The sequence below is a fragment of the Erwinia sp. CGal63 genome (genome assembly GCF_037026505.1).
GTDB lineage: Bacteria > Pseudomonadota > Gammaproteobacteria > Enterobacterales > Enterobacteriaceae > Erwinia.
This window is the reverse complement of the sequence record NZ_JAKUMN010000001.1, coordinates 566,454-590,051: the sequence shown is the minus strand read 5'-3', so window position 1 is coordinate 590,051 and position 23,598 is coordinate 566,454. Positions and strand designations below refer to the sequence as shown.

Here is a 23,598-nt window from a genome sequence, read left to right as displayed (position 1 = left end):
AATTAAACAACTTGAAATTAACACTAACAGAACAGGAGAAATTCACCGCCCGGCAGGATGGAAAGTGTGACCGCGCCGAAAGGAAAGCGGCGCGGCGTGAAGCGGAGAAGACGAAACTGTCGTCAGGCCTGACGTTCGGCGTCGCGATGCTGCTGACAAAAAGCCTGCAGCAGCCGCAGCGGCCAGACAGGTTCAGGAGAGACTTCGCTCGCTAAGGGACGCTGGCTGCTATGCTGACCGGCGGCCATAATGGTCGCGGTGAATTCTGGATGAAACTGCACCGAGAACGCCTGCGGGCTATAGCGAATAATCTGACACGGATCCATAGCGGAAGAAGCCAGTACCTGCGCACCGGCCGGCGGCTGCAGCACCGATTGCTGATGAGAGAGCCACGCGGTAAAAGTTTCCGGCAGCGCACAGGGCAGCATGTCGCCAGCGCATTCCGCGCGACGGGTAATCTGCTGCGCGCCGCCTTCCCAGCCGCGCGGATTGTCGCCGACCTTGCCGCCCAACGCATAAGCCATTAGCTGGTGGCCATAGCAAACGCCCAGCAGCGGCAGCTGGTGATCCATGGCGCTGCGTATCCAGGCCGCTGAACGCTCGCTCCACTCCGCGTGATCGGTGACCATTGCCCAGGAGCCGGAGAGGATAGCGGCCGAGAGCGAAGCGGGATCGGGCAGCGTTTCGCCCAGGTCGGGACGTATCACAAGGTATTCATGCGGCTGCAATCCCGTGGCGGCGATAAACCAGTGATGCTGCTCGCCTACCTGCGACATGACGTTCGCGGGCGGCGTTTCAAACTGAATAATGGCTACAGGAAGCGTGGTCATTGTCGGAACTATCCTTATAAAGGCGCCGGTTAATGCGGCAATCGCAACAAAAAACGTCGCCGCGCTTAAAATCGCGGCAATTCATGTCATGATAAGCGAGTGATTAAACACACTAAAGGATTACGTTGTGGCCGTACGTCATTTTTTCCTGATTTTGCTGGTGGTAACGACCTGGGCTTTTAATAATGTGGCGGTGAAATGGGGGCTGGGCGAAGTGCCGCCGCTGTTTCTGACCATGATGCGCTTTGTGGTGGTGGCAATAATTCTGGTGCCGTTTACCCGCGTTACCCGCGCGCAGCTGCGCTATCTGCTGCCGCTGGCGTTCACTTTCGGCTTTATGCACTTTTCGCTGCTGTTTCTCGGCCTGAAATTTACCGACGCGGGCACCGGCGCCATTGTGGTGCAGCTCGGCACGCCCTTTGCGATGATCCTGGCGATGATTTTTCTGGGTGACAAACTGTCGCTGGTGCAGATGCTGGGCATAGCTATTTCGCTAAGCGGCGTGGTGGTGCTGGCGGGCAGCCCGACCATTCCGTCATGGTGGGTGCTTTGCCTGCTGCTGTGCAGCGCCGTAGGCTGGGCCGTCAGCAACCTGATCGTGAAAAAGTCTCCGGCGATCAAGCCGCTTACCATGACCGGCTGGCTCTCTTTTCTGGCGATCCCTGTCGTTGGGCTCTCCTCTTTTGTGATGGAAAGCGGCCAGCTTGCCAGCCTGGCGCACGCCTCGTGGCGCGGCTGGTTCGCCATTTTGTACAGCGCTATTTGCTCTTCCATCGTCGCCTACTCTTTATGGTACGGTCTGCTGCGCACCTATAACGTCAACCTGATTATGCCCTATTCCCTGCTGACGCCGGTGCTGTCGGTAATAATGGGCGTGCTGGTGCTGGGCGACAGCATGAACGTTTTTAAGGTGGCCGGCTCGCTGCTGGTGATTGTCGGGACGGCGATTGCGGTGATTAATCTGCGCAATCTGCGTATGCACGCCAGGCTGCCGAAGCTGAAGCGGCTGCGCTAGCGACAGCCGATCTTCATTGCTATGGTTAATCCAAAGGAGAGAGCAATGACGACCAGGCTAACCGCACTTTTTTGGCAGCAGCTCTGGCAGGCACTGCGCAACAGCAGCGTTCCTGTCCCTGACATCGACTTTATCGGCTCGCAGCGCCTTAGTTCCGCTTATCCGGTTACGGAGCTGGCCGCCACCAGCATCGCGCTGGCGATGCAGGCAGCCGCTACCCTGATCGGCAATTCCCGCCGTCAATGCGTTGATATGCGTCTGGCTTCCCGCTGGTTTCAGCACAGTTTCCTGCCGGTTAACCGCAGCGCGCCCGCGCTGTGGGACGCCTTCGCCGGAGATTACGCCGCCGCAGACGGCTGGATCCGCCTGCATACCAACGCGCCGCACCACCGCGCGGCCATGGAAAAAGTGCTGGGCGCCCACGCCAGTCGCGCTGCGCTGGCAGACACCGTCGGCCGCTGGCAAAAAACCGCGCTTGAGCAGGCGATCGTTGACGCCGCGGGCTGCGCCGCAGAGATGCGCAGCGTGGCGGCCTGGCAACAGCATCCGCAGGGAGAGCGCGTGCGGCGCGAGCCTTTGATAGCGCAAAGCCTGCAGCCGGAAGCCGCTGCGCCCGGCTGGAGGCTGCCGACGCTGCGTCCGCTGCACGGCGTAAAGGTGCTGGATTTGACTCGTATTATCGCCGGCCCGGTCGCCACGCGTTTTCTGGCCGGTCTGGGCGCAGAGGTGCTGCGCCTCGATCCGCCGCACTGGCAGGAGCCGACGCTGGAGGAGGAAGTCACGCTGGGCAAGCGCTGCGCGCAAGTGGATTTAACCACGGCGGCGGGAAGAGAGATATTTGAGCGGCTGCTGAGCCAAGCGGATATTTTAATCCACGGCTATCGCGCCGACGCGCTAAGCAAGCTGGGTTATGACAGCGAAACGCGGCAAAAACTTTCTCCCGGCCTGGTGGATGTCAGCCTGAACGCCTGGGGCTGGAGCGGGCCGTGGCGCGACCGACGCGGCTTCGACAGCCTGGTGCAGATGGGCTGCGGCATCGCGGACGCCGGACGCAGCTGGAAGCGGAGCGACGAACCTGTGCCGTTGCCGGTTCAGGCGCTCGATCATGCTACCGGCTATCTGATGGCCGCCGCCGCGCTGGAAGGCATGCGGCTCAGGCTGCAAAACGGCACCGGCTTTACCGCCAGGCTCTCGCTGGCTCGTACCGCCTGCCTGCTGACCGACTCGCCCTGGCCGCAACCCACGCCATGTTCGGGGCTGGGGCCGGCAGACCCGCACGACACCAATGTGGAAACGGAGATCACCGCCTGGGGTATCGGCCTGCGCCTGAAGCCGCCGGTACGCCTGCCCGGTACGCCGTTGGTCTGGTCCTCTTCCGCTGTGCCGCTGGGTTCAGCGGCGACAGCGTGGCGGCAGTAGCGCGCAGCGGTATCAGGCTTCCCCTTCTTCCGCCAGCTCGTCGCGCATCGCCTGAATCGCTTCGCGGCTCAGCGCGGCCAGGGTACGGTAAAACGGCGTATCGGCCCAGGCTTCCACTTTACCCAAAAACTGGCCGCACCACGGCAGCAGATAGTCATCAAACAGCGTAATTTGCGCCTGGATTTCATCCTCCTGCGACTGATCTTCCAGCCAGGAAGCGGCCAGCAGCAGCGAGCCAAAACGATCGGCTGGCGCTTCGCCAAGCGGCATGCCGCGACTCTGCAAAAAGGCGCGAACTTCGCTCTCCTGCGGGCCGTTTTCCCACTGCGAACCTTCCGGCGGCACCTTGCAGTCGCTGCCGACAAACAGCGCGTTATAGTCGGCGGCCAGCGACTGCGGCTCGCTGTTCTGCTGCAGACGCGTCAGCAGCTCGTCCTGTTCCAGCGGCCACTGCTGCTGCAGTTTGCCCTCACGCAACAGGGTAAACAGCGGCACCAGCAGCGGGTCCTGCGGCTGACGGTTAAACAGCGAGCCCAGAACGCGGCAGATAATCGAAAACTCATTCATAAAAATAGATCCGTAATAGTAGACGTGACAACGTCACAGCGTAGCGAATTCGGTAATGGCTACGCCGGTTCTGCGCTGCAGGAAATCGAGCAGGCGACGCGGCGTGACATTTAATACGCGTTCTTCGGGAAAATCCACTTCCTTGAGGATCCGCAGGCAGTGTTCAAAGTTACCCAGGGTAAAAGCGGTATGGGAATCGGAGCCGCAGGCGATCCAGCCGCCCGCGTCGCGCACCGCCGCCGCAATCGCGCGACAGTTGGGTTCGCTGCCTTTACGGGAGTGGGTAAATGAGGAGTTGTTCAGCTCCAGCGCCACCTCATATTTCGCGGCGGCCGCTGCGATAGCGGGAATATCAACCGGGTATTTCGGGTTGCCCGGATGGCTGATGATATGCACGTTGCCGCTGGCCATCGCGGCGATCATCGCCTGCGTGTTGGTGGCCTTATCGCGCGGCGCGAAAACCGGCTCGTGGAAGCCCGCTACCACGATATCCATCACCTCCAGCATCGGGCCCGTACAGTCAATTTCGCCCGCCAGGTTTTTGATATTGGCTTCAATGCCGCGCAGGATCCCTACGCCATCCACCATGCGCGGCCAGATGCGCATATTGATAAAGTGCCAGTGATGCGGCGCGTCGGCCATATCAGGGCCATGATCGGTAATGGCTAACAGTTTGACGCCACAGGTCTGCGCCTGCTGAGTGTAGTCGCGCAGCGTGCTGTAAGCGTGCGTGCTGGCGACAGTGTGCATATGAAGATCCACAGGGTACATCGTTCTTCTCCTTGTTATCGGGCGACGCCGCCCGAAAGGGTTAATAGCCTCGCGACAGATCTACCTGGCCTGCTGGCATCTCGCCCGCTTCGCGCTGACGGATAGCCTCGGCGATGTAATCCATAGCTTCGCCCGGCAAAGTGACAGCGGCATTATGCGGCGTGATGGCAATGTCCGGATGCGTCCAGAAAGGATGATCCTGCGCCAGCGGCTCGCGGGCGAAAACGTCCAGCGCCGCCGCTTTGATTTCGCCCGCCGCCAGCGCGGCCAGCAGATCCTCTTCGACCAGATGCGCGCCGCGCGCCAGGTTAATCAAACAGGCTTCCGGCTGCAGCTGGCTTAGCAAAGCGCGATTCAGAATGCCCACGGTCTGCGGCGTATTCGGCAACAGATTAATCAATACCTTCGTGCCGGAAAGAAACGCTCCCAGCTGCGCCTGGCCGTGGAAGCTGGCCACATCAGGCAGCGTTTTCGGCGAACGGCTCCAGCAGCGCACCGGAAAACCCCAGAAACGCAGGCTCTCGGCCACGCTGCGACCCAGCACGCCCGCGCCTAAAATCCCGATGGTGAAATCCTCACGCGAGAGGTTACGCAGCGGCTGCCAGAGCGCCTGGCTTTTTTGCTGCCGGTAGTCATTAAAACGGCGGAACCAGCCCAATACGTGCCACACCGCATACTCCTGCATCTGGCGGCCCATACCGGTATCCTCCAGCCGAAACAGCGGAACGCCTTCGGCCAGCATCTGCGGATGCTCGCGAAGCTGACCGAGAATATCATCGACGCCCGCGCCAAGCGCAAAAACGCCCTTCAGCTCACGGCGTCCCTGCAGCATCGCTACCGGCGGCTGGCGCACCAGGGCGTAGTCCGCATGAGCCCGATCGTCCGGCGTCCAGGCGCGCACGCGGGCCTGCGGCAGCCGCTGCTGCAATCCCGTTATCCATTTTTCCGCATTAAAAGAGGGATGGTAAAAGATGATATCCACGCAAGTTCTCCTGTTTTTCTTTCAGGCTCGGGGAAAACACGTCTTGTGGCAAGCGAAAAATAGTGGGGTCTTTACGACCCCAATAAGAAACTAGCGCGCCGTTTGGATCAGTCTGCGCAACAGCGGCATCAGCAGCAGCAGGATCAGCCCGGTGGCGGCGCTGCCGCAGCCCAGCAGCAGGAAAATATGGCTGTAGCCCGGATTAGTCAGCGTGGGCGAGCTACCGCTATTTTCCGGCATCAGGCCGGAAACGTAGCCGGAAAGCACCGAAGCGACGCCGGTTACCATCATCCAGCAGCCCATCATCACGCCCTGATAGCGTAGCGGCGCCAGTTTGCCGATCATGGCGTAGCCGACCGGCGAGATCAGCAGCTCGGCGAGACTCTGCAGGATATAGCTGATCACAATCCATTTAAACGCCACCATGCCGTCGCCGCCTGCCAGCATAATGCCTACAGGCAAAACCAACATGCCCAGCCCGATACAGAACAGCGAGGAGGCGAACTGCAAAGGGATGTCGACGCGCCAGCCGCGCTCACGCAGATTACGAAAACCTATCGCCAGCAGCGGGCCGCCAAAAACAATCACCAGCGTATTGATGTTTTGCACCCACTGAGGCGCCACCTGCACGCCCCAGACGTTGAGCATAATATTGTGTTCGGTAAACAGCATCAGTCCCATCGGCGCCAGCTGATAGAGCGTCCAGAACACCAGCGCGCCCAGTGCCAGGATCAGGTAAGCGGCCATCCTGCGCTGTTCGTCTCGCGGCCGGTGCCGCAGGGTGGTAAAAGCCAGCAGCAGAAAGACAATCGCGCCGAGAACCAGTACAAAAGCGCCGGTAAAATCGGCGTGGGTCAGCATGACGCGAATAACCGGCACCAGCGCCACCAGAATCAGTAGCCCTACCAGCATCCGTAACCGGAACAGGCTTTTACTGACGTGCAGCAGCGGCGTATCGAGATCCGCCAGCGTTTTCCAGCGCAGCAGCGAAATCACAATAGCGACGGCGTTACCCAGCGTGGCGAACAGGAACAGCGCCTGATAATGCTCCTGCAGCTGGAAATAGCCCGCGCCGGTAAAACCGATAAAAAAGCCCAGGTTCATTCCGGCATAGTTCCAGAGAAAGGCGCTTTCGCGTCGGCTGTCTTCCGGCGTAAAGCGCTGGGTCAGCATCATATTGATACAGGTGACGTTCAGTCCGCTGCCGGTCAGGAACATCGCCAGTCCCCAGTAGAGGCCGTCCGCGCTCTGCCCTGAGAGGATCCAACAGCCGATCACCTGCAGAACCATGCCGAGCACAAAGAGGTTGCGGTTACTGAGGTAGCGGCCGCCAAGATAGCCGCCGAACAGGTGCAGACCATAGTTGAAAGCGCCAAATACACCCATCATGGCGTTGGCCTGCGCCTCGCTGAAGCCGAGTCTTTTGGTGGCGTAAAGCACCAGCGTGGAATAGAGCACGGCAAAGCCAAGCGTGGCAAAAATCTGGATAAAGAAGAGCGCGCGCGTGCCTTGCGGCTCTGACGCCGCGCCGTAATTGGTCTGGTTCGTCACTGTGACCTCATGATTTTTTAGCCCGATAAAGCGCATTATTATGCACAATGTCCGGGCGATTGCGCTGATCTCGATGAGTTTTACTTAATGGCGCGATGTTTTTGCCGAATTTACCAGCAGGCTGCTGCAAAAATGAGTAAACAGATGGAAAAGTGCAGAAAGAGAGTTGACCGGCGGCCCGCTTTTCCCTACATTACCGGCCACGCAGCAACCTGCGTAACAATATGGTGAGGTGTCCGAGTGGCTGAAGGAGCACGCCTGGAAAGTGTGTATACGGCAACGTATCAAGGGTTCGAATCCCTTCCTCACCGCCATATTTCAAGAGAAAGCCTGAACTCACGTTCAGGCTTTTTTTTATGCATATTCCCCACGAGGAAGGGTGAGAAGCCTTGACCAGGGTTCGACAACCGGCTTTAGCCGCCTGGACAGGCCGAACGCTCGCGGACGAACTGCCCGCAGGGCGAGCGCAGCGAGTCAATCCTCTCCTCACCGCCCTATTCCAGGAGAAAGCCTGTTCCCCTCTCACTACCCTGTTTCATAAAAGTACGCGGTTAATCATCAGGCAATTTTTCTCTATACCGCCGATTTCCTGCCGCCACGTTGAAAGTGAAGAGGAAGCTTACCTCAGGCTATATTTGCTCTCCAGGTTAAATCCTTAACCCTCCCCTGCGCTTTTTCATCCGCGCAATTATAAAAACCAAACACTTTTAACAAATTTAAAACCTACTCTGATTTGATTTAAATCAATTGAATTTAATTATTTTATCTCGCCAACACTTAACGAATATTACAAATATTTTACCATTACCCACCTGAGGCGCAGCCAGACCGGCAATAAAGCCTTTTACAGCGATCAGCGCATTAACAAAAGTTAATCGAGGAGGTAAATAAAGAGTATTCCTATTGCATGTCGATTAATACATTTTGTTGCTTTCATTCTGAAGTGAGTATTATCATTGCCCGCCAGTAAAAGTAGTTTGGAAAACTATTAACACCGATATAAAGAGGGAATTATGAGCGAAAGCTTCCAGAATGAAGTGCCGAAAGCGCGCGTTAATCTTCGGCTTGATTTACACACCGGCGGCGCCAAAAAGAAAGTAGAATTACCGTTAAAACTCCTGGTGGTAGGTGATTTCAGCAATGGCGCAGAGCAGCGTCCTTTAGCAGAACGGGAAAAGATCGACGTTAATAAAAATAATTTTAACAGCGTTCTTTCCGAATATTCACCAGCCGTGAAGTTAACCGTTGAAAATACATTGGCCGGCGATGGCTCCGAAGAAGATGTTAATCTTATTTTTCGGAATATGAAAGATTTTGAGCCGGAACAGGTCGCCCGTCAAATTCCCCAGTTAAAAGCTATGCTCGCCATGCGTAATCTTCTGCGGGATCTCAAATCCAATCTCCTTGACAACGCCACCTTCAGAAAATCACTGGAAGCGATATTACGCGATCCGGCGCTCAGCGATGAACTACGCGCTGAGCTTTCTGCTCTGGCGCCTAAAGACGACTGATTTTTTCACGGATTAACACGAGATAATGCTGATGTCTGTACAAAACACGACTTCTCCTTCCGGCGAAACCCTCGTCCGGGAACAAACTACTGCTGAGAGCGTATACGCTTCCCTGTTCAGTAAAATCAACCTTGAACCCGTTGCCGCTTTGCGTGAGGTCAGTACCTGGCAAGACGAAACCGTAATGGCCGAAGCCGGCACAAACGAACGCGTGACGGCCGGCGTACAGGTCTTTATCGACTGCCTGCTTAAATCAGGGCAAAAAGTAGAGAAAATCGACAAAACGCTAATCGATCATCATATCGCCGAGCTGGATTATCAGATTAGCCGCCAGCTGGACGCGGTAATGCATCATCCGAGCTTTCAGCGTACTGAAGGCCTGTGGCGTGGGCTGAAGCACCTGGTGGACAACACCGATTACCGTCAAAACGTTAAAACCGAAATCCTGGACGTGTCGAAAGATGATTTGCGTCAGGATTTTGAAGACGCGCCGGAAATTATTCAGAGCGGGCTCTATACGCAAACCTATATCGCAGAATATGACACGCCGGGCGGAGAACCTATTGGCGCGGTGATTTCAGCCTATGAGTTTGACGCCAGCCCGCAGGATGTCACGCTGCTGCGCAATATCTCCAAAGTTTCCGCCTCCGCCCATATGCCCTTTATCGGCTCCGCCGGCCCGAAATTCTTTCTGAAAGATAATATGGAGCAGGTCGCCGCTATCCGCGATATCGGCAACTACTTTGACCGCGCGGAATATATTAAATGGAAATCCTTCCGTGAAACCGACGACGCCCGCTATATCGGCCTGGTGATGCCACGCGTGCTGGGTCGGCTGCCATACGGCCCGGATACCGTGCCGGTGCGCAGCTTTAACTATATCGAGGAAGTTAAAGGCCCGGATCACGAGAAATATCTGTGGACCAACGCCTCTTTCGCTTTTGCCGCGAATATGGTTCGCAGCTTTATCAACAATGGCTGGTGCGTGCAGATCCGCGGTCCGCAGGCTGGCGGCGCCGTAAAAGATCTGCCTATTCATCTCTACGATCTGGGTACCGGCAATCAGGTGAAAATCCCGTCGGAAGTCATGATCCCTGAAACCCGTGAATTCGAGTTCTCAAACCTGGGCTTTATTCCGCTCTCTTATTATAAAAACCGCGATTACGCCTGCTTCTTTTCGGCTAACTCCGCGCAGAAGCCTGCCGTGTTTGATACCCCGGACGCGACCGCCAACAGCCGTATCAACGCCCGACTGCCCTATATCTTCCTGCTGTCGCGCATTGCGCACTACCTGAAAATCATTCAGCGCGAAAACATCGGCACCACCAAAGATCGTCGTCTGCTGGAGCTGGAGCTCAATAACTGGGTGAAAGGGCTGGTGACGGAAATGACCGATCCGGGTGATGCGCTGCAGGCATCCCATCCGCTGCGCGACGCCAAAGTGGTGGTGGAAGATATTGAGGACAATCCGGGCTTTTTCCGCGTGCAGCTGTTCGCCGTGCCTCATTTCCAGGTGGAAGGGATGGACGTAAATCTCTCTCTGGTTTCACAGATGCCGAAAGCCAAAGCGTAACGCGGAGCCTCAGGGATGAAGATCTTTCGCCCGTTATGGGAAGACGGGGCCTTTTTGGCCCCACAACAGTTTCAGCAACAGGCCAGATGGGATGCTCATACGGTTGATACCCTTGCCCGTATGGGTTTAGCGCATCCCTGGGGCGTGGTGGCCGCCGAGTTTGACGATAGTCTGCTGGCGCTCTCCCGCCTCAACGCCAGCCGTCTGATAGTCCGGTTCGCCGATGGCACGCTTATCGACACCGATCTCTCTGACAATCTGCCGCCAGCCTGCGATCTGTCGACAGTTGCCGATCGCACAGCGGTGGATATCGTGCTGGCTCTGCCGCTGCTCAGCGCCAGCGGCGGCAACCTTGACGACGGCAGCGACAGCGAGCGTCCCCGCCGCTGGAAAGCGGAACGGGTAACCGTGCAGGAGCTCGCCGGGCACGAACGCAGCGAGCTGGCGGTGTTGCGCCACAGCTTAACGCTACGCCTGGCTCATCAGGAGAATACGGCTTATCTGACCTGCCCGGTCGCTCGTCTGGTGCGCGATGTGCAGGGACAGTGGCGTCGTGACGCCAGTTTTATCCCGCCCATGCTCGCCCTCTCCGCCTGCCCGGCGCTGCTTTCCAGCCTCCGGGATTTACTGCATCGCCTGCAGGCCCGCCGCCAGCGGCTAATGGCGATGAGGCGGGAAAGCAACGCGCGCCTTGCCGATTTCGCCGTGGCCGACGTGTCGCTGTTCTGGCTGCTTAACGCCCTGAACAGCGCGGAGCCGGTGTTGAGCGAGCTGCTTGAGGTTCCGAACCGTCATCCGGAACTGATTTACCGCGAGCTGGTCAGGCTTGCCGGCAGCCTGTTGACCTTCTCCCTCGAACACGGAGCCAGTGATATTCCGACCTATCGCCATGCGGAACCTGAGCAGGTCTTTCCGCCGCTGCTCTCTCTGCTGGACAAACTGCTGGAGGCCAGCCTGCCGTCACGGGTCGTCGCCATCGAGCTGGAGCAGGATGGCGTGATGTGGAAAGGCAAGCTGCACGACGCCCGCCTGCGCGAAGGCGCCGATTTCTGGCTCTCGGTACGCTCTTCCATGCCGGCCCATGAGCTGCAGGCGAAATTTCCGCAGCTGTGCAAGGCTGGCAGCCCGGATGACGTGTCGGAAGTGGTCAATGTGGCGCTGAGCGGGATAGTCATCCGGCCGGTCGCCCATGTTCCGGCAGCGATTCCGCTGCGCCTGGAAAATCAATATTTCGCGCTGGATTTAAGCACGGATGCCGCCCGTTCGATGCTGGATGCGGGAAGCTGCACTTTCTACACGCCAGCTTCGCTGGGCGAGGTAAAACTGGAACTCTTTGCGGTGCTGCGAACATGAATGATTCCGGAATAGCTCAGGCAGAGCAGATCTTTTTCCCCGGCTGGTTAATGGTAAGCCAGCTGCGCAGCGGCCAGGAGATTCAGGACGGCAAAGCGCTTTACCGCCGGGCGCGTCAGCTGGTGGCGCAGGCGAAAGTGCAGCTGGCGGAAGCGGGCTTCAGTCAGGCGAGCAGCGACGCCATGCTGTACGCCTTTTGCGCGCTGGCGGATGAAAGCGTCCTGAACCGCGGCATAGAGGATGATGGCTGGCGGAGCTGGCAGCAGGACCCGCTGCAGGCGCATTTTTTCGGCACGCTGAACGCCGGCGAGGAGCTGTGGCAGCGCATCCGCGAACAGCTGAAATCTCCGGCGCCGGACAGGGCGGTGCTGATGTGCCTGTATCGTACCCTGCAGCTTGGTTTCACCGGCGAGTACCGCACACAGGACGATGAGCGGCGCGAAGATGTGGTGCGCGCGCTTAGCGAGCGTATGCCGCCGTTTACTCTCGATCAGAGCACGCCGATTGTCGTTCAGGCTAGCGGACGGCGTACTCTGCGAAGGATGTACTGGCTATGGTGGGCCGCAGGCGTTGCAGCACTGGCGGGACTCTGGTTTGCACTCTCATCGATGCTGGCTGGCATGGTAGCGCAAATTACGGGGCTGGGATGAACATGCGCGAAAGTTCCCGTTTTCTGCTGACGATACTGGCCCTGCTGCTGGCGCTGTGGCTGATCCTCGGCTTCTGGCCGCTATCGGTCACAAGCCAATGGGTGCTCTGCCTGCTGGCCGTTGTCGCCGCTGGCGGAATAGCGTGGTGTCAGCGGCGTCACCAGCTGTCGCGCCGCGATGCGCTGAGCCGTTTCAGCGCTGACCACCTTCCGCCGGAAGATTTTCAGGGAAGCGTGCTGCTGGCGATTGGCGACGCCGCATCCTGCTTTCTTCCCGGACAGCCATTCTGCGAATCCCGTCAGGGCTGGTATCTGCAGGCGGAAAGCCCGGAGCAGCTGCCGATGCTGGCGGAACAGCTGGCGACCCTGCGCCCGGCTCTGCTGCCTCAGGTAGCGGTGATGCTGGTTCTGCTGCCCGAGCGGCATACCTCGAATGAGGCGTTTGGGCAGCATTTACGTAGCTGGCAACGCGCGGTGATGCAGTGTCGCCATTGGCTGAACGGCCAGCCTCCGTTAGCGGTTGCGCTGATGGTTTCAGGCCCGACGCAGGCGGAGTCCCCTGACGGCCCGGAGCCTGCACGCTGGTTTACCATCACGCCTGCGCTGACGGGCGTTCGGGTACGGCTGCCCGGTCTGGACACGCCGCCCGTAGCGCAATGGCTGCGGGAAAGCCCCGCCAGCGTCCGGCTTTCGCGCCACAGCGAAGCTTTCTGGCTGGAGGCGCTACAGGGATGGTTCGACCAAAACGTAGGGGCGTTCTTAAATACTCGCGAGGGAGACTTGCCGGCAATGCGCCCTAACGCGTTGGGTTTTTGTCTGACGCCGGTTATGGCTTCTGCCGACAACCTTTGGCAACAGCATATCGCCGCGCTTACCGCTCTGCCGCCGTCGAATGACATCCAGGAGAGGCTGCCGCTGCCGGATATCCTGCTGGAGAGCCTGCCGCGTCGTCGGGGACTCAGCCGCGCTCAGCGGCACTGGTGGCAGGCGGGCACTATCGTCGGCCTGTTTCTGCTGCTGGCGATGCTGGCTTCCTTTCTTAATAACCAGCGGCTGGTTCGCAGCGTTGGCGATCATCTGGCGCTCTATCACCGCCTGGACGGTCATCCGCCCGCGCCGAAAGTGCAGGCGCAACAACGCCTGCGAGCCGACAGCAATCTGCTGGACGACTGGCTGCGTCGCGGAACGCCGCTGCGTTACCGGCTGGGGCTGTACCAGGGACTGCGGCTGATCCCGCCGGTCGAAGCCGCGCTCAGCGACTGGGCGCCGCCGCCGCCTCCTCCACCGGTAATTACGCAGGTGGTTGAGGCGCCGAAGTCGGTACGGCTTGACAGCCTGGCGCTGTTTGACTCCGGGAAAGCGCAGCTCAAAGCCGGCTCCACCAAAGTGCTGATCACCGCCCTGATGGGCATCAAAGCGAAACCGGGCTGGCTGATTGTGGTCAGCGGCCATACCGACAATACCGGCAATCCGCAGCGTAATCAGATGCTGTCGCAGCAGCGCGCGGAAGCAGTACGCGACTGGATGCGGGATACCGGCGACGTGCCGGAAAGCTGTTTTGCGGTGCAGGGCTATGGCGCAAGCCGCCCTGTTGCCACTAACGACACGCCGGAGGGGCGCGCGCTCAACCGGCGTGTCGAAATCAGTCTGGTGCCGCAGGCCGATGCCTGTCGCCCGGACGCAACCCCCGTGCCATCGCCGGATAATGGTGGCGCGTTAACAACTGAAATGGAGAACTGACATGGCAATTCCTGTTTATCTTTGGCTGAAAGACGACGGCGGCGCGGACATCAAAGGATCGGTGGACGTGCAGGACCGCGAGGGCAGCATCGAAGTGGTGGCGCAGGCACATAACCTGTATATCCCGACCGATAACAACACCGGCAAACTGACCGGAACTCGTATCCACACGCCGTTCAAATTCACCAAAGAAATTGACTCCTCCAGCCCTTACCTGTTCAAGGCCGTGACCACAGGTCAGACCCTGAAATCCGCCGAGTTCAAGTGGTACAAAATCAACGACGCGGGTCAGGAAGTGGAGTATTTCAACACCAAACTGGAGAACGTGAAGGTGGTGAAAGTGGCCCCGCTGATGCACGACATCAAAGATCCGGCCAAAGAGAAGCACAACCATCTCGAAGAGATCGAGCTGCGCTACGAAAAAATCACCTGGACCTACAAGGACGGCAACATCATTCATTCTGATTCCTGGAATGAACGCGCCACCGCGTAAGCCTGATGCGGGCAGGTTTTCCTGCCCGCAGTTTTCCTGAGCGTCGGTCTGACGGGCGCTGAGTAAAACCTCACAATTCTGGAAATCTGACCTGATGCGCTCTGGCTCCTTAGCTGCAGGAATAGCGATGGGCGGTAGCGTGCCTGAAGGTCCCTGACTACGAGTTCACCGACATGGAAAATCCGGCCGTTTTATTACGTCGTCTTAATCCCTACTGCGCACGCGCCCTTGAGAATGCCGCCGTTCTTTGCCAGACGCGGGCGCATGCGGAAATTATGCCTGAGCACTGGCTGCTGAAGCTGCTGGAACAGGGCGAAGGCGATTTAACGGTGCTGGCGCGCCGCTACGAATGGGATATGGATACCCTCTGGCAGGATCTGTTGGCCTGGCTGGATACCCTTCCCCGCTCCGTCCGCCAGCGGCCTCAGCTCTCTGCGAATCTCCAGACGTTGATGCAGGAGGCCTGGCTGCAGGCTTCGCTGGCCGATGAAAAGCAGATCCGCAGCGTACATCTGCTGACGGCGCTGGTTGAGCAGCAAAAGCTGCTGCATTGCGATGGCCTGTGGCCGCTGCTGACGCTTGGCCAGAGCCAGCTGGCACGCCTGCGCCCCTTGCTGGATGCACACTCCGAAGAGCGGCCCGATGCGCAGCTCAATGAGGAGCCGGTGCATCAGGTAAATCTTGCGGAGCGTTCCGGCGAGGCCGACGTTCGCGAAGGCGACCTCTCCCCGGCGCAGCAGAACGCGCTGGAGAGGTTCACCCTTGATATCACGGCGAAAGCGCGCGCAGGCAGCATCGACCCGATTTTTGGCCGCGATAACGAAATCCGCCAGATGGTGGATATTCTCTCCCGCCGCCGCAAAAACAACCCGATTCTGATTGGCGAACCGGGCGTTGGCAAAACCGCGCTGGTGGAAGGCCTGGCGCTGCGTATTGCCGAGGGCAACGTGCCGGAAAGCCTGAAGCCGGTTAGCGTGCGGACGCTGGATCTGGGCCTGCTGCAGGCGGGCGCAGGCGTGAAAGGCGAATTTGAACAGCGCCTGAAGAACGTTATCGATGCCGTGCAGCAATCCCCTTCTCCTGTGCTGCTGTTTATCGACGAGGCGCATACGATTATCGGCGCAGGTAATCAGGCAGGCGGCGCGGATGCCGCCAACCTGCTGAAGCCGGCGCTGGCGCGGGGCGAACTGCGCACCATCGCGGCCACCACCTGGAGCGAATACAAGCAATATTTCGAGCGCGATGCGGCGCTGGAGCGGCGCTTTCAGCGGGTTTTGGTGGATGAACCAGACGACGAAACCGCCTGCCTGATGCTCAGAGGCCTGAAGTCGCGCTACGCGCAGCACCATGGCGTGCATATCACCGACAACGCGGTGAAAGCGGCCGTCGCCCTTTCCCGTCGCTATCTGACCGGTCGACAGCTGCCCGACAAGGCCGTCGACCTGCTGGATACGGCGAGCGCCCGCATCCGCATGGGCCTTGATACCGTACCGGAAAATCTCACTCGCCTGAAAGCACAGCTGGCGGCGCTCGACATGGAAGCCCAGGCGCTGCTGGAAGACATCGCGCTGGGCGGCAAACCCCAAAATGAACGACTGGGCGCCATTGAAACCCTGCGAACCGGGCTTGAGGCGGAGCTGGAGACGCAGCAAGCCCGGCTGGAAGAAGAACGACAGCTGGTAGAGCAGCTGATGGCGTGCCGTCAGGACAGCGCTCGTCACGCGGATCTCGCTGCCCTACAGCGGCAGCTGGATTGTCTGCAGCAGGATGGCGCGCTTATCCAGCCGGACGTGGATACCCGCACGGTGGCGGAAGTGATTGCCGACTGGACCGGCGTGCCGCTCTCTTCATTAATGAAAGACGAACAGACCGAGCTGCTGACGCTGGAAAGTGAACTGGGCAAGCGGGTGGTCGGTCAGGATGCGGCGCTCAGCGCCATTGCCCAACGCCTGCGCGCCGCCAAAACCGGCCTGACGCCGGAGAATGGCCCGCAGGGCGTCTTTCTGCTGACCGGCCCCAGCGGCACCGGTAAGACAGAAACCGCGCTGGCGCTGGCCGACGCGCTGTACGGCGGCGAGAAATCGCTGATTACCATCAACCTGTCGGAATATCAGGAGCCGCACACCGTCTCGCAGCTCAAGGGCTCGCCGCCGGGCTATGTCGGTTACGGCCAGGGCGGCATTCTCACCGAGGCGGTGCGTAAACGTCCGTACAGCATAGTACTGCTGGATGAGGTGGAGAAAGCCCATCGCGACGTGATGAATCTGTTCTATCAGGTTTTCGATCGGGGATTTATGCGCGACGGTGAAGGGCGCGAAATCGATTTCCGCAACACCGTGATGCTGATGACCTCTAATCTGGGTAGCGACCGCGTGATGCAGCTGCTGGAAGAGCAGCCGGAAGCCACCGATGCCAGCCTGCACGAACTGGTACGCCCGCTGCTGCGGGAGCATTTCCAGCCCGCGCTGCTGGCGCGCTTCCAGACCATCATCTACAGGCCGCTAAGCGAAGCGGCGATGCGGACTATTGTCGCCATGAAGCTGGATAAAGTGTCGCAGCGGCTGGCCCGTCACTACGGCATTCGCACCAGCATTGCTGAGAGCCTGTACGATGCGCTCACTGCCGCCTGCCTGCTGCCGGATACCGGCGCGCGCAATGTCGACAGCCTGCTGAATCAGCAGATTCTGCCGGTGCTAAGCCAGCAGTTGCTGAGTCATCTTGCCGCGAAGCAAAAGCTGCAGAACCTCACGCTGGGCTGGAGCGAAGAGGAAGGGATTATCATTGAGCTGAGTCAGGATGACAAATAATGACCATTCACGATCGGGACAGAGACGAGGAAGAAGATATCGGCGAGGAGGGCTCGCTGCGGCTGCTGACGTTGGGCGAAATTAAGCTTGCAAAGTCAGTCTTCGGGTCAACCATCTCTTATAACAAGGTCTGGATCCACCATGATAGTTATCTGCCTTTTGGCCTGCAGGATAAATCCACGGCTATGGCGCCAAACGGTGAGATTTATATTCGTACGGATTATAAGAAGGATTATTCACTCAGCACGTCTCTTTATCAGCATCTGTTTATTCATGAAATGGCGCATGTCTGGCAGCGGGAAAAGGGAATGTGCGTTATCGGACGCGGCCTGCTTAGCTGGGCGGTGAGTTATCGTTATGTGCTTGATGGCCGCCTGTTAAGCGAGTATCCCATGGAGCAGCAGGCGCAGATTATCGCTGACCATTTTACCCTGCGCCAGGAGGGATACCGTGAATGGTGCGATCTCAGAAATGCTGATGTTATTACGCTTGATGGCAATATTAGCGAATTGGTTCTTCAACAACATTATGATAATACCTTGCGAGGTTTTCCATGGTAATCACTAGCCGACAGCATTGTTATTCCTCCCTTCTGCTTTTGGTCTGTCTTATTACGCTGACCGGCTGTCCGGGCGATCGATGGCGACCCGACGAAGAGACGACCGTCAGCGTTACAGGCGACAATATATGCTTTTCTGTACCTAACGCGGAGGATTATCAGCCTGTAAATATCGCTATTAATCCCCGCGGTACGCCATCCAGAGAGAAGGCAATAATATTTAATCCGGCGCTGCGTGTTGTGAACGACCAGTTATGCGTTCCCCCCTCGTTTTACGCTTTCCCGGAGAATGGCCAGTTTATTGTCAGCTATGTTTTGCACTCAGAACATCATAAAAAGCCCCCGCGTCGCATGATGTCCGGAGTAGAAATTGCCAACGGGTGCGTTTTCAACATTCCTCTTACGGACAGAGAAATATCCCGGCCCTATGGTGAAAAACGCGACCTGCCGGAAGATCGTAAAGTTTACTGTAAATAAAAATATTCGGGAGCAGAGCAAACTCTGCTGCAAAAATTTTCAGGCCGCCGTTTGTCGTTGCTCAACGAATAGATGGCAGGAGAACGGCAAGCGGCAGAGCGGTACCCCTGCCTGTTAACGCGACAGGATGTCATTATGCGAGGTTTTCCATGGTAAGCACCATCCGGCAGCATTACTATTCCCTCCTTCTTCTTTTAACATGTCTTATTACGCTGACCGGCTGTCCGGGCAATCGATGGCGATTCGATGAAGAGACGACAGTCAGCACCATAGGCGACAGTATCTGTTTTTTTGTGCCTGACGCAGAGGATTATCAGCCTGTGGATATCACTATTTATCCACGCGGTACGCCATCCAGGCAGCAGAAAATAATATTTAATCCGGCGCTACGCGTTGTGAATGGCCAATTGTGCGTCCCCCCATCATTTTACGCTTTCCCGGAGAAGGGCCAGTTTATTGCCAGCTATGTTTTACGCTCCGAACATCATAAAAAAACCCCACGCCAAATGGTGTCCGGGGTGGAAATTGCCAACGGGTGCGTTTTCAATATCCCTCTTACGGACATGGAAATAGCACGGCCCTATGGTGAAAAGCGCGACCTGCCGGAAGATCGTAAAGTTTACTGTAAATAGAATATTTATATATTCAGAAGAAGATGTAATAAAAGCAGCCTGTAAAAAGGAATATTTTTCTCGATAGCTTTTCTGCCAGCGCTTCTCAGTTTATTTCATGGAGTAAAAAGGATGAAGAAGATCTACATAAGGAAGAGCAGTGTATTTTATCTATGGGCGACCTTTGATCTCTTATACATCATCAGATTTATTTGGGTAAATATTACTCAGGGACGAATCCCTCTGATTGATGACATAACCTCATTTGCTCCTTTTTTGTCGCAGCATGGATGGTATTCACTGACTCTTTTCTCTTTTTCATTATTACTTAACGTTTCAATTATTTTTTCGGCTGCCCTATTATTTATTCAGTGGAAGAGTGTACGCTGGTTAATTTATGCTCAAACACCACTCAGGCTTCTTTATGCTTTACCTTCTTTGTCTGTATTACCCTGGTTATTAAAATCGTTATCGGTAAAAACCAGCATTATCTTTATTTTAGCCCTTGTTGTTTCAGAAATTTTAAAGATCTCCACTATGTATTTCACCTCAAATCAGCGAACAGATAAATTAGCTTAACAGGCACATTATGACTTTTAAAATTTGTTTAATCGCAGCTCTGATGGTGTCTGTAACAGGCTGCACCACAGGGCAGTCTTCCTCAACCGCCTCTGACAGAACTGAATGGGGTTACAGAAAAATTCCCTATAAAGAATGGAAGTTTCTGTTTATCCATCCCTGGAAATTACCGGCACTGGCCACGCAGGCTTTAATGGTGGATGCGGAGGGTTACAAGACCACCTTTGAGTATATGGACAACACCGAACCAAGTAAGGTCAGTGTGGGGCGTTGGAACGATCGCCTGGGCGCAGTACAGGCTTACTATAACAAAGGCAAAGCCCTGCCGCTGATGCTGCGGTTCTGCTGGGATTCGGTTATCGATAAAAAAAGCTATGAAACTCTGGTGATATTTAATCAGGGCACGTGGCAACAGATGATCACGCCCTACACAGACAGTTACCGCAATGAAACTTATTATCGATCAGTAATGATTATAGGCCTGGCTCCTGAAGGAAAAGTAAGCGTCTGGCTGGGAGACAGAGGCAATCCGGTAGTTCCACAGTCGGATGCGAAAATCACCACGGTATCCGGTGACCAGATGCAGATGTGCAAAGGTGTGACCAATTTCCCTAAAGGCTTCAAATACGCTAAAGGTACAGAAGAGTTTATTAAAGGAAAAACCTATCCCTACGGCAGCTGGTAATATCCAGCATAAAATTAAAATCATTAAATGTTATAAAGCAGCCCGGAAAAAGGAATATTTCTCCCGGTAGTTTTTCCGTCAGCGCTTCTCAATTAAATTCATGGAGTGAAACGAATGAATCTGACTGACTCCCTGCAAAACGCTCTGGCGTCGGGAACCCTGAATCGTTATCGTCTTGATATCCCTTCGTGCCCTGCTTCGCTGGATGTTGAAGAGTTCAGCGGCAGCGAAGGCATCAGCCGGATGTACTCATATGACATCCTGTTTACCAGCACGGATAAACATCTTGATGCCGCCCACTTCCTGCGCAAGCCGGCAAACCTGACGATGGGCACCGGGTTATTGACAGGCCTGAGCGGGCAAAAAAAAGTTCACGGCGTTATCACGGATTTCAGGAGAATGTCCGGCTCTGCCGATCAGGCGCTCTATCGCATCACGCTGCAGCCCTTTCTTTCCCTGCTGGAAAAACAGCACCGCAGCCACCGTTTTTTCGTCAATAAATCCGTACCGGATGTGGTGACGCAGGTGCTGACGGAACACGGTCTGAAAGGCTGGGAGTTCGAGTTCCACCTCCAGAAAACCTATCCGATACGCGAGCAAATTAACCAGTATCAGGAGAGCGACCTCGCCTTTATCCAGCGGCTGCTGGCCGAACTGGGTATCTTCTGGTTCTTTACCCTGCAGCCGGATACGCACACGGAAGTGATCCACTTCGCTGACAGCCAGTCGGCGCTGTTCTTTGACAAAACGCTGCCGCTAAACAGTCCGTCCGGCATGAGTGACAGCGGCGCGGATTCAGTATGGGCGCTGAACGTGCAGCATAACGTGGTGGCAGCAAGCGTCACCACCAAAGACTACAACTATCGGGAAGCCCAGTATCTGCTGCAGTCCGCACCGGCGGATATGACGCGCGGCGACGGCGAAAATATCAATTATGGCGAGGTCTATAACTATCATCCTCGTCATCTGGAACGGGGAGACAAAACCGATCCGGCGCCGGAGACCGCCAACTTTTACGCGCGTCTCGATCACGAACGCTACCTGGCCGGGCAAACAACGATTACCGGCATGAGTACCGACGCCACGCTTTCGCCAGCTCAGGTGCTGACCATCACCGATACTTTTCCGCCGACGCTGCCGACGCCTTTGCAGGAACCGATCCTGCTTATCGGTCTGATTTTCTCGGCCAGCAGAAGGGATGCGCTGACCGTCTCTTTCCGCGCCGTTCCCTATAGCGAGACGCTGTGCTGGCGCCCTGCTCTGCTGCCGCGGCCGAAAGTGACCGGCACCATGACGGCTCGTGTCACCAGCGCCAAAGAAGACGATATCTACGCCTGGCAGGATGAGGCTGGCCGCTACCGCGTAAAATTCGACGCCGATCTGGACGATAAAACCCAGGGCCAGGAAAGTATGCTGGTGCGCCTGGCGAAACCCTACGGTGGCGATATCTATGGTTTTCACTTCCCGCTGATTCAGGGTACTGAAGTGGCAATCGCTTTTCATGAAGGCGATCCGGACCGACCCTATATCGCTCATGCTCTGCACGACTCAAGACATGTCGATCACGTAACGGACAAGAACAGTACCCGAAACGTGATACGCACCGCCGGGCTTAATAAGCTGCGCATGGAAGACAAACGCGGCGAAGAGCATATCAAGCTCAGTACCGAGTATGGCGGCAAGACGCAGCTTAATCTTGGGCATAATGTTGATGCCTCCAGAACGCTGCGCGGCGAAGGCGCGGAGCTAAGAACCAATGACTGGGTAAGTATTCGCGGTGGTAAAGGCATATTGTTGACGGCTGATGTTCAGCCTGATGTAGGCAGTATAATGCTGGAGATGGATACGGCAATAGCGCAGCTGCAACAGGCTCTTACGCTTGCCCGAAGTATGCAGATTGCCGTTAAAAAGGCAGAAGCTCTCCAGTCAGATCTGGAGAGCCAGGAAACACTGAACAACTCATTAAGATATCTCCAGATGCCAGGATTACTGGCACATGCCCCGGCAGGTATAGGTATTCTCAGTCCCAAAGCCGTACGACTGGCATCTGGGGGAGAAAGTATCGGCCTGATGTCGGGCAAAAACACCGATATCAGTGCCGGGCAATCCTTCACCGTGGCGGCGACCGAAGCAGTAAGCCTGTTTGCCGAATCTGCAGAAATGAAACTCTATGCGGGTAAAGGTAAGATCGATATCAAAGCTCAATCAGATGCCATAACTACTTCTGCGCTAAAGGACATCACCATTACCAGCTCTGAGGGTAAAGTGGAAGTTAACGCCAGTCAGGAGTTAGTGCTGAACTGTGGCGGCGCTTATATAAAGTTTAGTGGTGGCAATATTGAACTGGGATGTCCTGGCAATATACTGGTTAAAGCGACAAATATGGTTCAGACCGGGCCGGCTTCAATGGAAGCGCCTCCCGTTACTTTTCCAAAAGGTTATTCGGGCACCTTCACCATCAGAGATTCAGAAACAGGTGAGATTAAGCCTTTCACTCAGTATAGAGTGACTTCTGCAGAAGGTGAAATATTCGAAGGAATGACCGACGCTTCCGGAAATACAACTCATCTTTATTCGGCTATGCCTGGTCAAATGAAAATTGAATTTCCTGATGAGGAAAAAGAAGAAGGGCCAGGTCATTGGGTGACAGTCGAACATGATTATCATGGGCTTAAAAACGCCGCAATTCTGGCAATCAATCGCTTAACCACGATGGGAGATGAAGGACGTCTTTTTGGTTCCGAAGGTAAGGATTATATGAATACAAAGAGAGACAAGATTCAGGAATGGCGGCCCCTGCCTTCAGACGCTACAGAAGATATGCGGCAGAGATCGGCAATACATCATTATGGTGAACGGCGAAAAGTTACGCAAACTTTTCTGGAAGGCGATGATAACTGGGCAGTGTCAGGTAGCTCCTGGCACTGGCAACCAGCAACCGCCGATGAAATTTATGAGGAAAAGAAATGAAAAGTCATATAAAAACAAGTAGCATATTTTATTTCTGGGCAACTTTCGATCTCTTCTATATTGCCAGATTTGTCTGGATTAATATTTCACAGAGGCGTATTCCTCTTATTGATGACATACTCTCATTTATTGACATTTTTCCACAACAGGGGGGGTATGCGCTGATTCTTATTGTTCTTTCGTTATTACTTAACGTTTCAATTCTTTTTTCTGCTGCTTTACTTTTTATTCAACGGAAAAATGTACACTGGCTTATCTATGCTCAAACACCATTAAGACTTCTTTACGCCTTACCTTCCTTGTCTGTATTACCCTGGCTATTTAAAACCTTAACAGTAAAAAACAGCATCATTGTTATTTGTGCAATTATTCTCTCGGAAATATTAAAAGTCTCCACCATATACCTGGCTAATAAAAATAATGCCGATAGCAATTAATACGAGGTGAAAAGGATTT

At 56.0% G+C, this 23,598-nt stretch carries 21 protein-coding genes and 1 tRNA gene; 17 read left to right on the top strand and 5 right to left on the bottom strand.

Going from position 1 to position 23,598, the window contains the following annotated elements; all coding sequences use genetic code 11:
• Positions 1-122: 122 nt before the first annotated feature.
• Positions 123-830 (bottom strand): glutamine amidotransferase, encoded by a 708-nt coding sequence (locus MKZ79_RS02480; protein ID WP_336139925.1) that lies wholly within the window; start codon positions 828-830, stop codon positions 123-125.
• Positions 831-957: 127 nt separating this feature from the next.
• Between MKZ79_RS02480 and MKZ79_RS02475 the strand changes: the two genes are divergently transcribed.
• Together MKZ79_RS02475 and MKZ79_RS02470 are read left to right on the top strand one after the other, a co-directional pair.
• On the top strand, positions 958-1,845 hold the full coding sequence (locus MKZ79_RS02475; RefSeq protein ID WP_336139923.1) for a DMT family transporter: 888 nt from the start codon (positions 958-960) through the stop codon (positions 1,843-1,845).
• Positions 1,846-1,890: 45 nt separating this feature from the next.
• Positions 1,891-3,264, top strand: coding sequence for a CoA transferase (locus MKZ79_RS02470; protein WP_336139920.1), 1,374 nt, complete (start codon positions 1,891-1,893; stop codon positions 3,262-3,264).
• Between the two features lie 12 nt (positions 3,265-3,276).
• Here the strand turns inward: MKZ79_RS02470 and MKZ79_RS02465 are convergent, their stop codons facing one another.
• The 4 genes from MKZ79_RS02465 to MKZ79_RS02450 form a co-directional block, all read right to left on the bottom strand.
• A complete protein-coding gene (locus tag MKZ79_RS02465) occupies positions 3,277-3,831 on the bottom strand; it encodes a TorD/DmsD family molecular chaperone (RefSeq protein ID WP_336139917.1) in 555 nt (184 codons plus the stop codon).
• A gap of 33 nt (positions 3,832-3,864) precedes the next feature.
• Positions 3,865-4,602 (bottom strand): phosphatase, encoded by a 738-nt coding sequence (locus tag MKZ79_RS02460; RefSeq protein WP_336139915.1) that lies wholly within the window; start codon positions 4,600-4,602, stop codon positions 3,865-3,867.
• Positions 4,603-4,642: 40 nt separating this feature from the next.
• Positions 4,643-5,584: a glyoxylate/hydroxypyruvate reductase GhrA gene (gene ghrA / locus MKZ79_RS02455; protein WP_336139913.1), complete on the bottom strand. Its 942-nt coding sequence runs from the start codon at positions 5,582-5,584 to the stop codon at positions 4,643-4,645.
• Positions 5,585-5,674: 90 nt separating this feature from the next.
• Positions 5,675-7,135, bottom strand: a complete 1,461-nt coding sequence (locus MKZ79_RS02450; RefSeq protein ID WP_336139911.1) for a peptide MFS transporter — start codon at positions 7,133-7,135, stop codon at positions 5,675-5,677.
• Positions 7,136-7,361: 226 nt separating this feature from the next.
• Between MKZ79_RS02450 and MKZ79_RS02445 the strand changes: the two genes are divergently transcribed.
• From MKZ79_RS02445 to MKZ79_RS02375, 15 genes are all read left to right on the top strand, one after another.
• Positions 7,362-7,449: transfer RNA gene (locus MKZ79_RS02445), tRNA-Ser, on the top strand.
• A 699-nt stretch (positions 7,450-8,148) separates the two neighbouring features.
• The gene (gene tssB, locus MKZ79_RS02440) at positions 8,149-8,646 is read left to right on the top strand and encodes a type VI secretion system contractile sheath small subunit (protein ID WP_336139909.1); all 498 of its coding nucleotides are present in this window, start codon (positions 8,149-8,151) and stop codon (positions 8,644-8,646) included.
• A gap of 25 nt (positions 8,647-8,671) precedes the next feature.
• Complete coding sequence (tssC, locus tag MKZ79_RS02435) at positions 8,672-10,219, top strand: type VI secretion system contractile sheath large subunit (protein ID WP_336139907.1); 1,548 nt, start codon at positions 8,672-8,674, stop codon at positions 10,217-10,219.
• A gap of 15 nt (positions 10,220-10,234) precedes the next feature.
• The gene (gene tssK, locus MKZ79_RS02430) at positions 10,235-11,572 is read left to right on the top strand and encodes a type VI secretion system baseplate subunit TssK (protein WP_336139905.1); all 1,338 of its coding nucleotides are present in this window, start codon (positions 10,235-10,237) and stop codon (positions 11,570-11,572) included.
• The gene (gene tssL / locus MKZ79_RS02425; RefSeq protein WP_336139903.1) at positions 11,569-12,222 is read left to right on the top strand and encodes a type VI secretion system protein TssL, short form; all 654 of its coding nucleotides are present in this window, start codon (positions 11,569-11,571) and stop codon (positions 12,220-12,222) included. Before tssK ends, tssL begins: the two co-directional genes overlap by 4 nt.
• 2 nt (positions 12,223-12,224) lie before the next feature.
• Positions 12,225-13,961: an OmpA family protein gene (locus MKZ79_RS02420; protein ID WP_336139899.1), complete on the top strand. Its 1,737-nt coding sequence runs from the start codon at positions 12,225-12,227 to the stop codon at positions 13,959-13,961.
• A gap of 1 nt (position 13,962) precedes the next feature.
• On the top strand, positions 13,963-14,454 hold the full coding sequence (gene hcp, locus MKZ79_RS02415) for a type VI secretion system effector Hcp (RefSeq protein WP_336139897.1): 492 nt from the start codon (positions 13,963-13,965) through the stop codon (positions 14,452-14,454).
• 173 nt (positions 14,455-14,627) lie between these two features.
• Complete coding sequence (tssH, locus tag MKZ79_RS02410; RefSeq protein ID WP_336139895.1) at positions 14,628-17,261, top strand: type VI secretion system ATPase TssH; 2,634 nt, start codon at positions 14,628-14,630, stop codon at positions 17,259-17,261.
• Complete coding sequence (locus tag MKZ79_RS02405; protein ID WP_336139893.1) at positions 17,261-17,821, top strand: type IV secretion protein Rhs; 561 nt, start codon at positions 17,261-17,263, stop codon at positions 17,819-17,821. Before tssH ends, MKZ79_RS02405 begins: the two co-directional genes overlap by 1 nt.
• Positions 17,815-18,297, top strand: a complete 483-nt coding sequence (locus MKZ79_RS02400) for a putative T6SS immunity periplasmic lipoprotein (RefSeq protein WP_336139891.1) — start codon at positions 17,815-17,817, stop codon at positions 18,295-18,297. Before MKZ79_RS02405 ends, MKZ79_RS02400 begins: the two co-directional genes overlap by 7 nt.
• Positions 18,298-18,446: 149 nt before the next feature.
• On the top strand, positions 18,447-18,929 hold the full coding sequence (locus MKZ79_RS02395; protein ID WP_336139889.1) for a putative T6SS immunity periplasmic lipoprotein: 483 nt from the start codon (positions 18,447-18,449) through the stop codon (positions 18,927-18,929).
• Between the two features lie 111 nt (positions 18,930-19,040).
• Positions 19,041-19,487, top strand: a complete 447-nt coding sequence (locus MKZ79_RS02390) for a hypothetical protein (protein ID WP_336139887.1) — start codon at positions 19,041-19,043, stop codon at positions 19,485-19,487.
• Positions 19,488-19,497: 10 nt separating this feature from the next.
• Positions 19,498-20,172, top strand: a complete 675-nt coding sequence (locus MKZ79_RS02385) for a DUF2931 family protein (protein ID WP_336139885.1) — start codon at positions 19,498-19,500, stop codon at positions 20,170-20,172.
• A gap of 114 nt (positions 20,173-20,286) precedes the next feature.
• Positions 20,287-23,142: a type VI secretion system Vgr family protein gene (locus MKZ79_RS02380; RefSeq protein ID WP_336139883.1), complete on the top strand. Its 2,856-nt coding sequence runs from the start codon at positions 20,287-20,289 to the stop codon at positions 23,140-23,142.
• Positions 23,139-23,579 carry a hypothetical protein gene (locus MKZ79_RS02375; protein ID WP_336139881.1) on the top strand — a complete coding sequence of 147 codons (441 nt, stop codon included), beginning with the start codon at positions 23,139-23,141 and terminating at the stop codon, positions 23,577-23,579. Before MKZ79_RS02380 ends, MKZ79_RS02375 begins: the two co-directional genes overlap by 4 nt.
• Positions 23,580-23,598 lie beyond the last annotated feature (19 nt).

Excerpts from the sequence above, each read along its gene's own strand:
- MKZ79_RS02480 (WP_336139925.1), bottom strand. The coding sequence starts at position 830 with ATGACCACGCTTCCTGTAGCCATTATTCAGTTTGAAACGCCGCCCGCG.
- tssK (WP_336139905.1), top strand. The coding sequence starts at position 10,235 with ATGAAGATCTTTCGCCCGTTATGGGAAGACGGGGCCTTTTTGGCCCCA.
- MKZ79_RS02470 (WP_336139920.1), top strand. The coding sequence starts at position 1,891 with ATGACGACCAGGCTAACCGCACTTTTTTGGCAGCAGCTCTGGCAGGCA.
- tssH (WP_336139895.1), top strand. The coding sequence starts at position 14,628 with ATGGAAAATCCGGCCGTTTTATTACGTCGTCTTAATCCCTACTGCGCA.
- MKZ79_RS02400 (WP_336139891.1), top strand. The coding sequence starts at position 17,815 with ATGGTAATCACTAGCCGACAGCATTGTTATTCCTCCCTTCTGCTTTTG.
- MKZ79_RS02405 (WP_336139893.1), top strand. The coding sequence starts at position 17,261 with ATGACCATTCACGATCGGGACAGAGACGAGGAAGAAGATATCGGCGAG.
- tssC (WP_336139907.1), top strand. The coding sequence starts at position 8,672 with ATGCTGATGTCTGTACAAAACACGACTTCTCCTTCCGGCGAAACCCTC.
- tssB (WP_336139909.1), top strand. The coding sequence starts at position 8,149 with ATGAGCGAAAGCTTCCAGAATGAAGTGCCGAAAGCGCGCGTTAATCTT.
- MKZ79_RS02420 (WP_336139899.1), top strand. The coding sequence starts at position 12,225 with ATGCGCGAAAGTTCCCGTTTTCTGCTGACGATACTGGCCCTGCTGCTG.
- tssL (WP_336139903.1), top strand. The coding sequence starts at position 11,569 with ATGAATGATTCCGGAATAGCTCAGGCAGAGCAGATCTTTTTCCCCGGC.
- MKZ79_RS02390 (WP_336139887.1), top strand. The coding sequence starts at position 19,041 with ATGAAGAAGATCTACATAAGGAAGAGCAGTGTATTTTATCTATGGGCG.
- hcp (WP_336139897.1), top strand. The coding sequence starts at position 13,963 with ATGGCAATTCCTGTTTATCTTTGGCTGAAAGACGACGGCGGCGCGGAC.
- MKZ79_RS02385 (WP_336139885.1), top strand. The coding sequence starts at position 19,498 with ATGACTTTTAAAATTTGTTTAATCGCAGCTCTGATGGTGTCTGTAACA.
- MKZ79_RS02380 (WP_336139883.1), top strand. The coding sequence starts at position 20,287 with ATGAATCTGACTGACTCCCTGCAAAACGCTCTGGCGTCGGGAACCCTG.
- MKZ79_RS02395 (WP_336139889.1), top strand. The coding sequence starts at position 18,447 with ATGGTAAGCACCATCCGGCAGCATTACTATTCCCTCCTTCTTCTTTTA.
- MKZ79_RS02460 (WP_336139915.1), bottom strand. The coding sequence starts at position 4,602 with ATGTACCCTGTGGATCTTCATATGCACACTGTCGCCAGCACGCACGCT.
- MKZ79_RS02465 (WP_336139917.1), bottom strand. The coding sequence starts at position 3,831 with ATGAATGAGTTTTCGATTATCTGCCGCGTTCTGGGCTCGCTGTTTAAC.
- MKZ79_RS02375 (WP_336139881.1), top strand. The coding sequence starts at position 23,139 with ATGAAAAGTCATATAAAAACAAGTAGCATATTTTATTTCTGGGCAACT.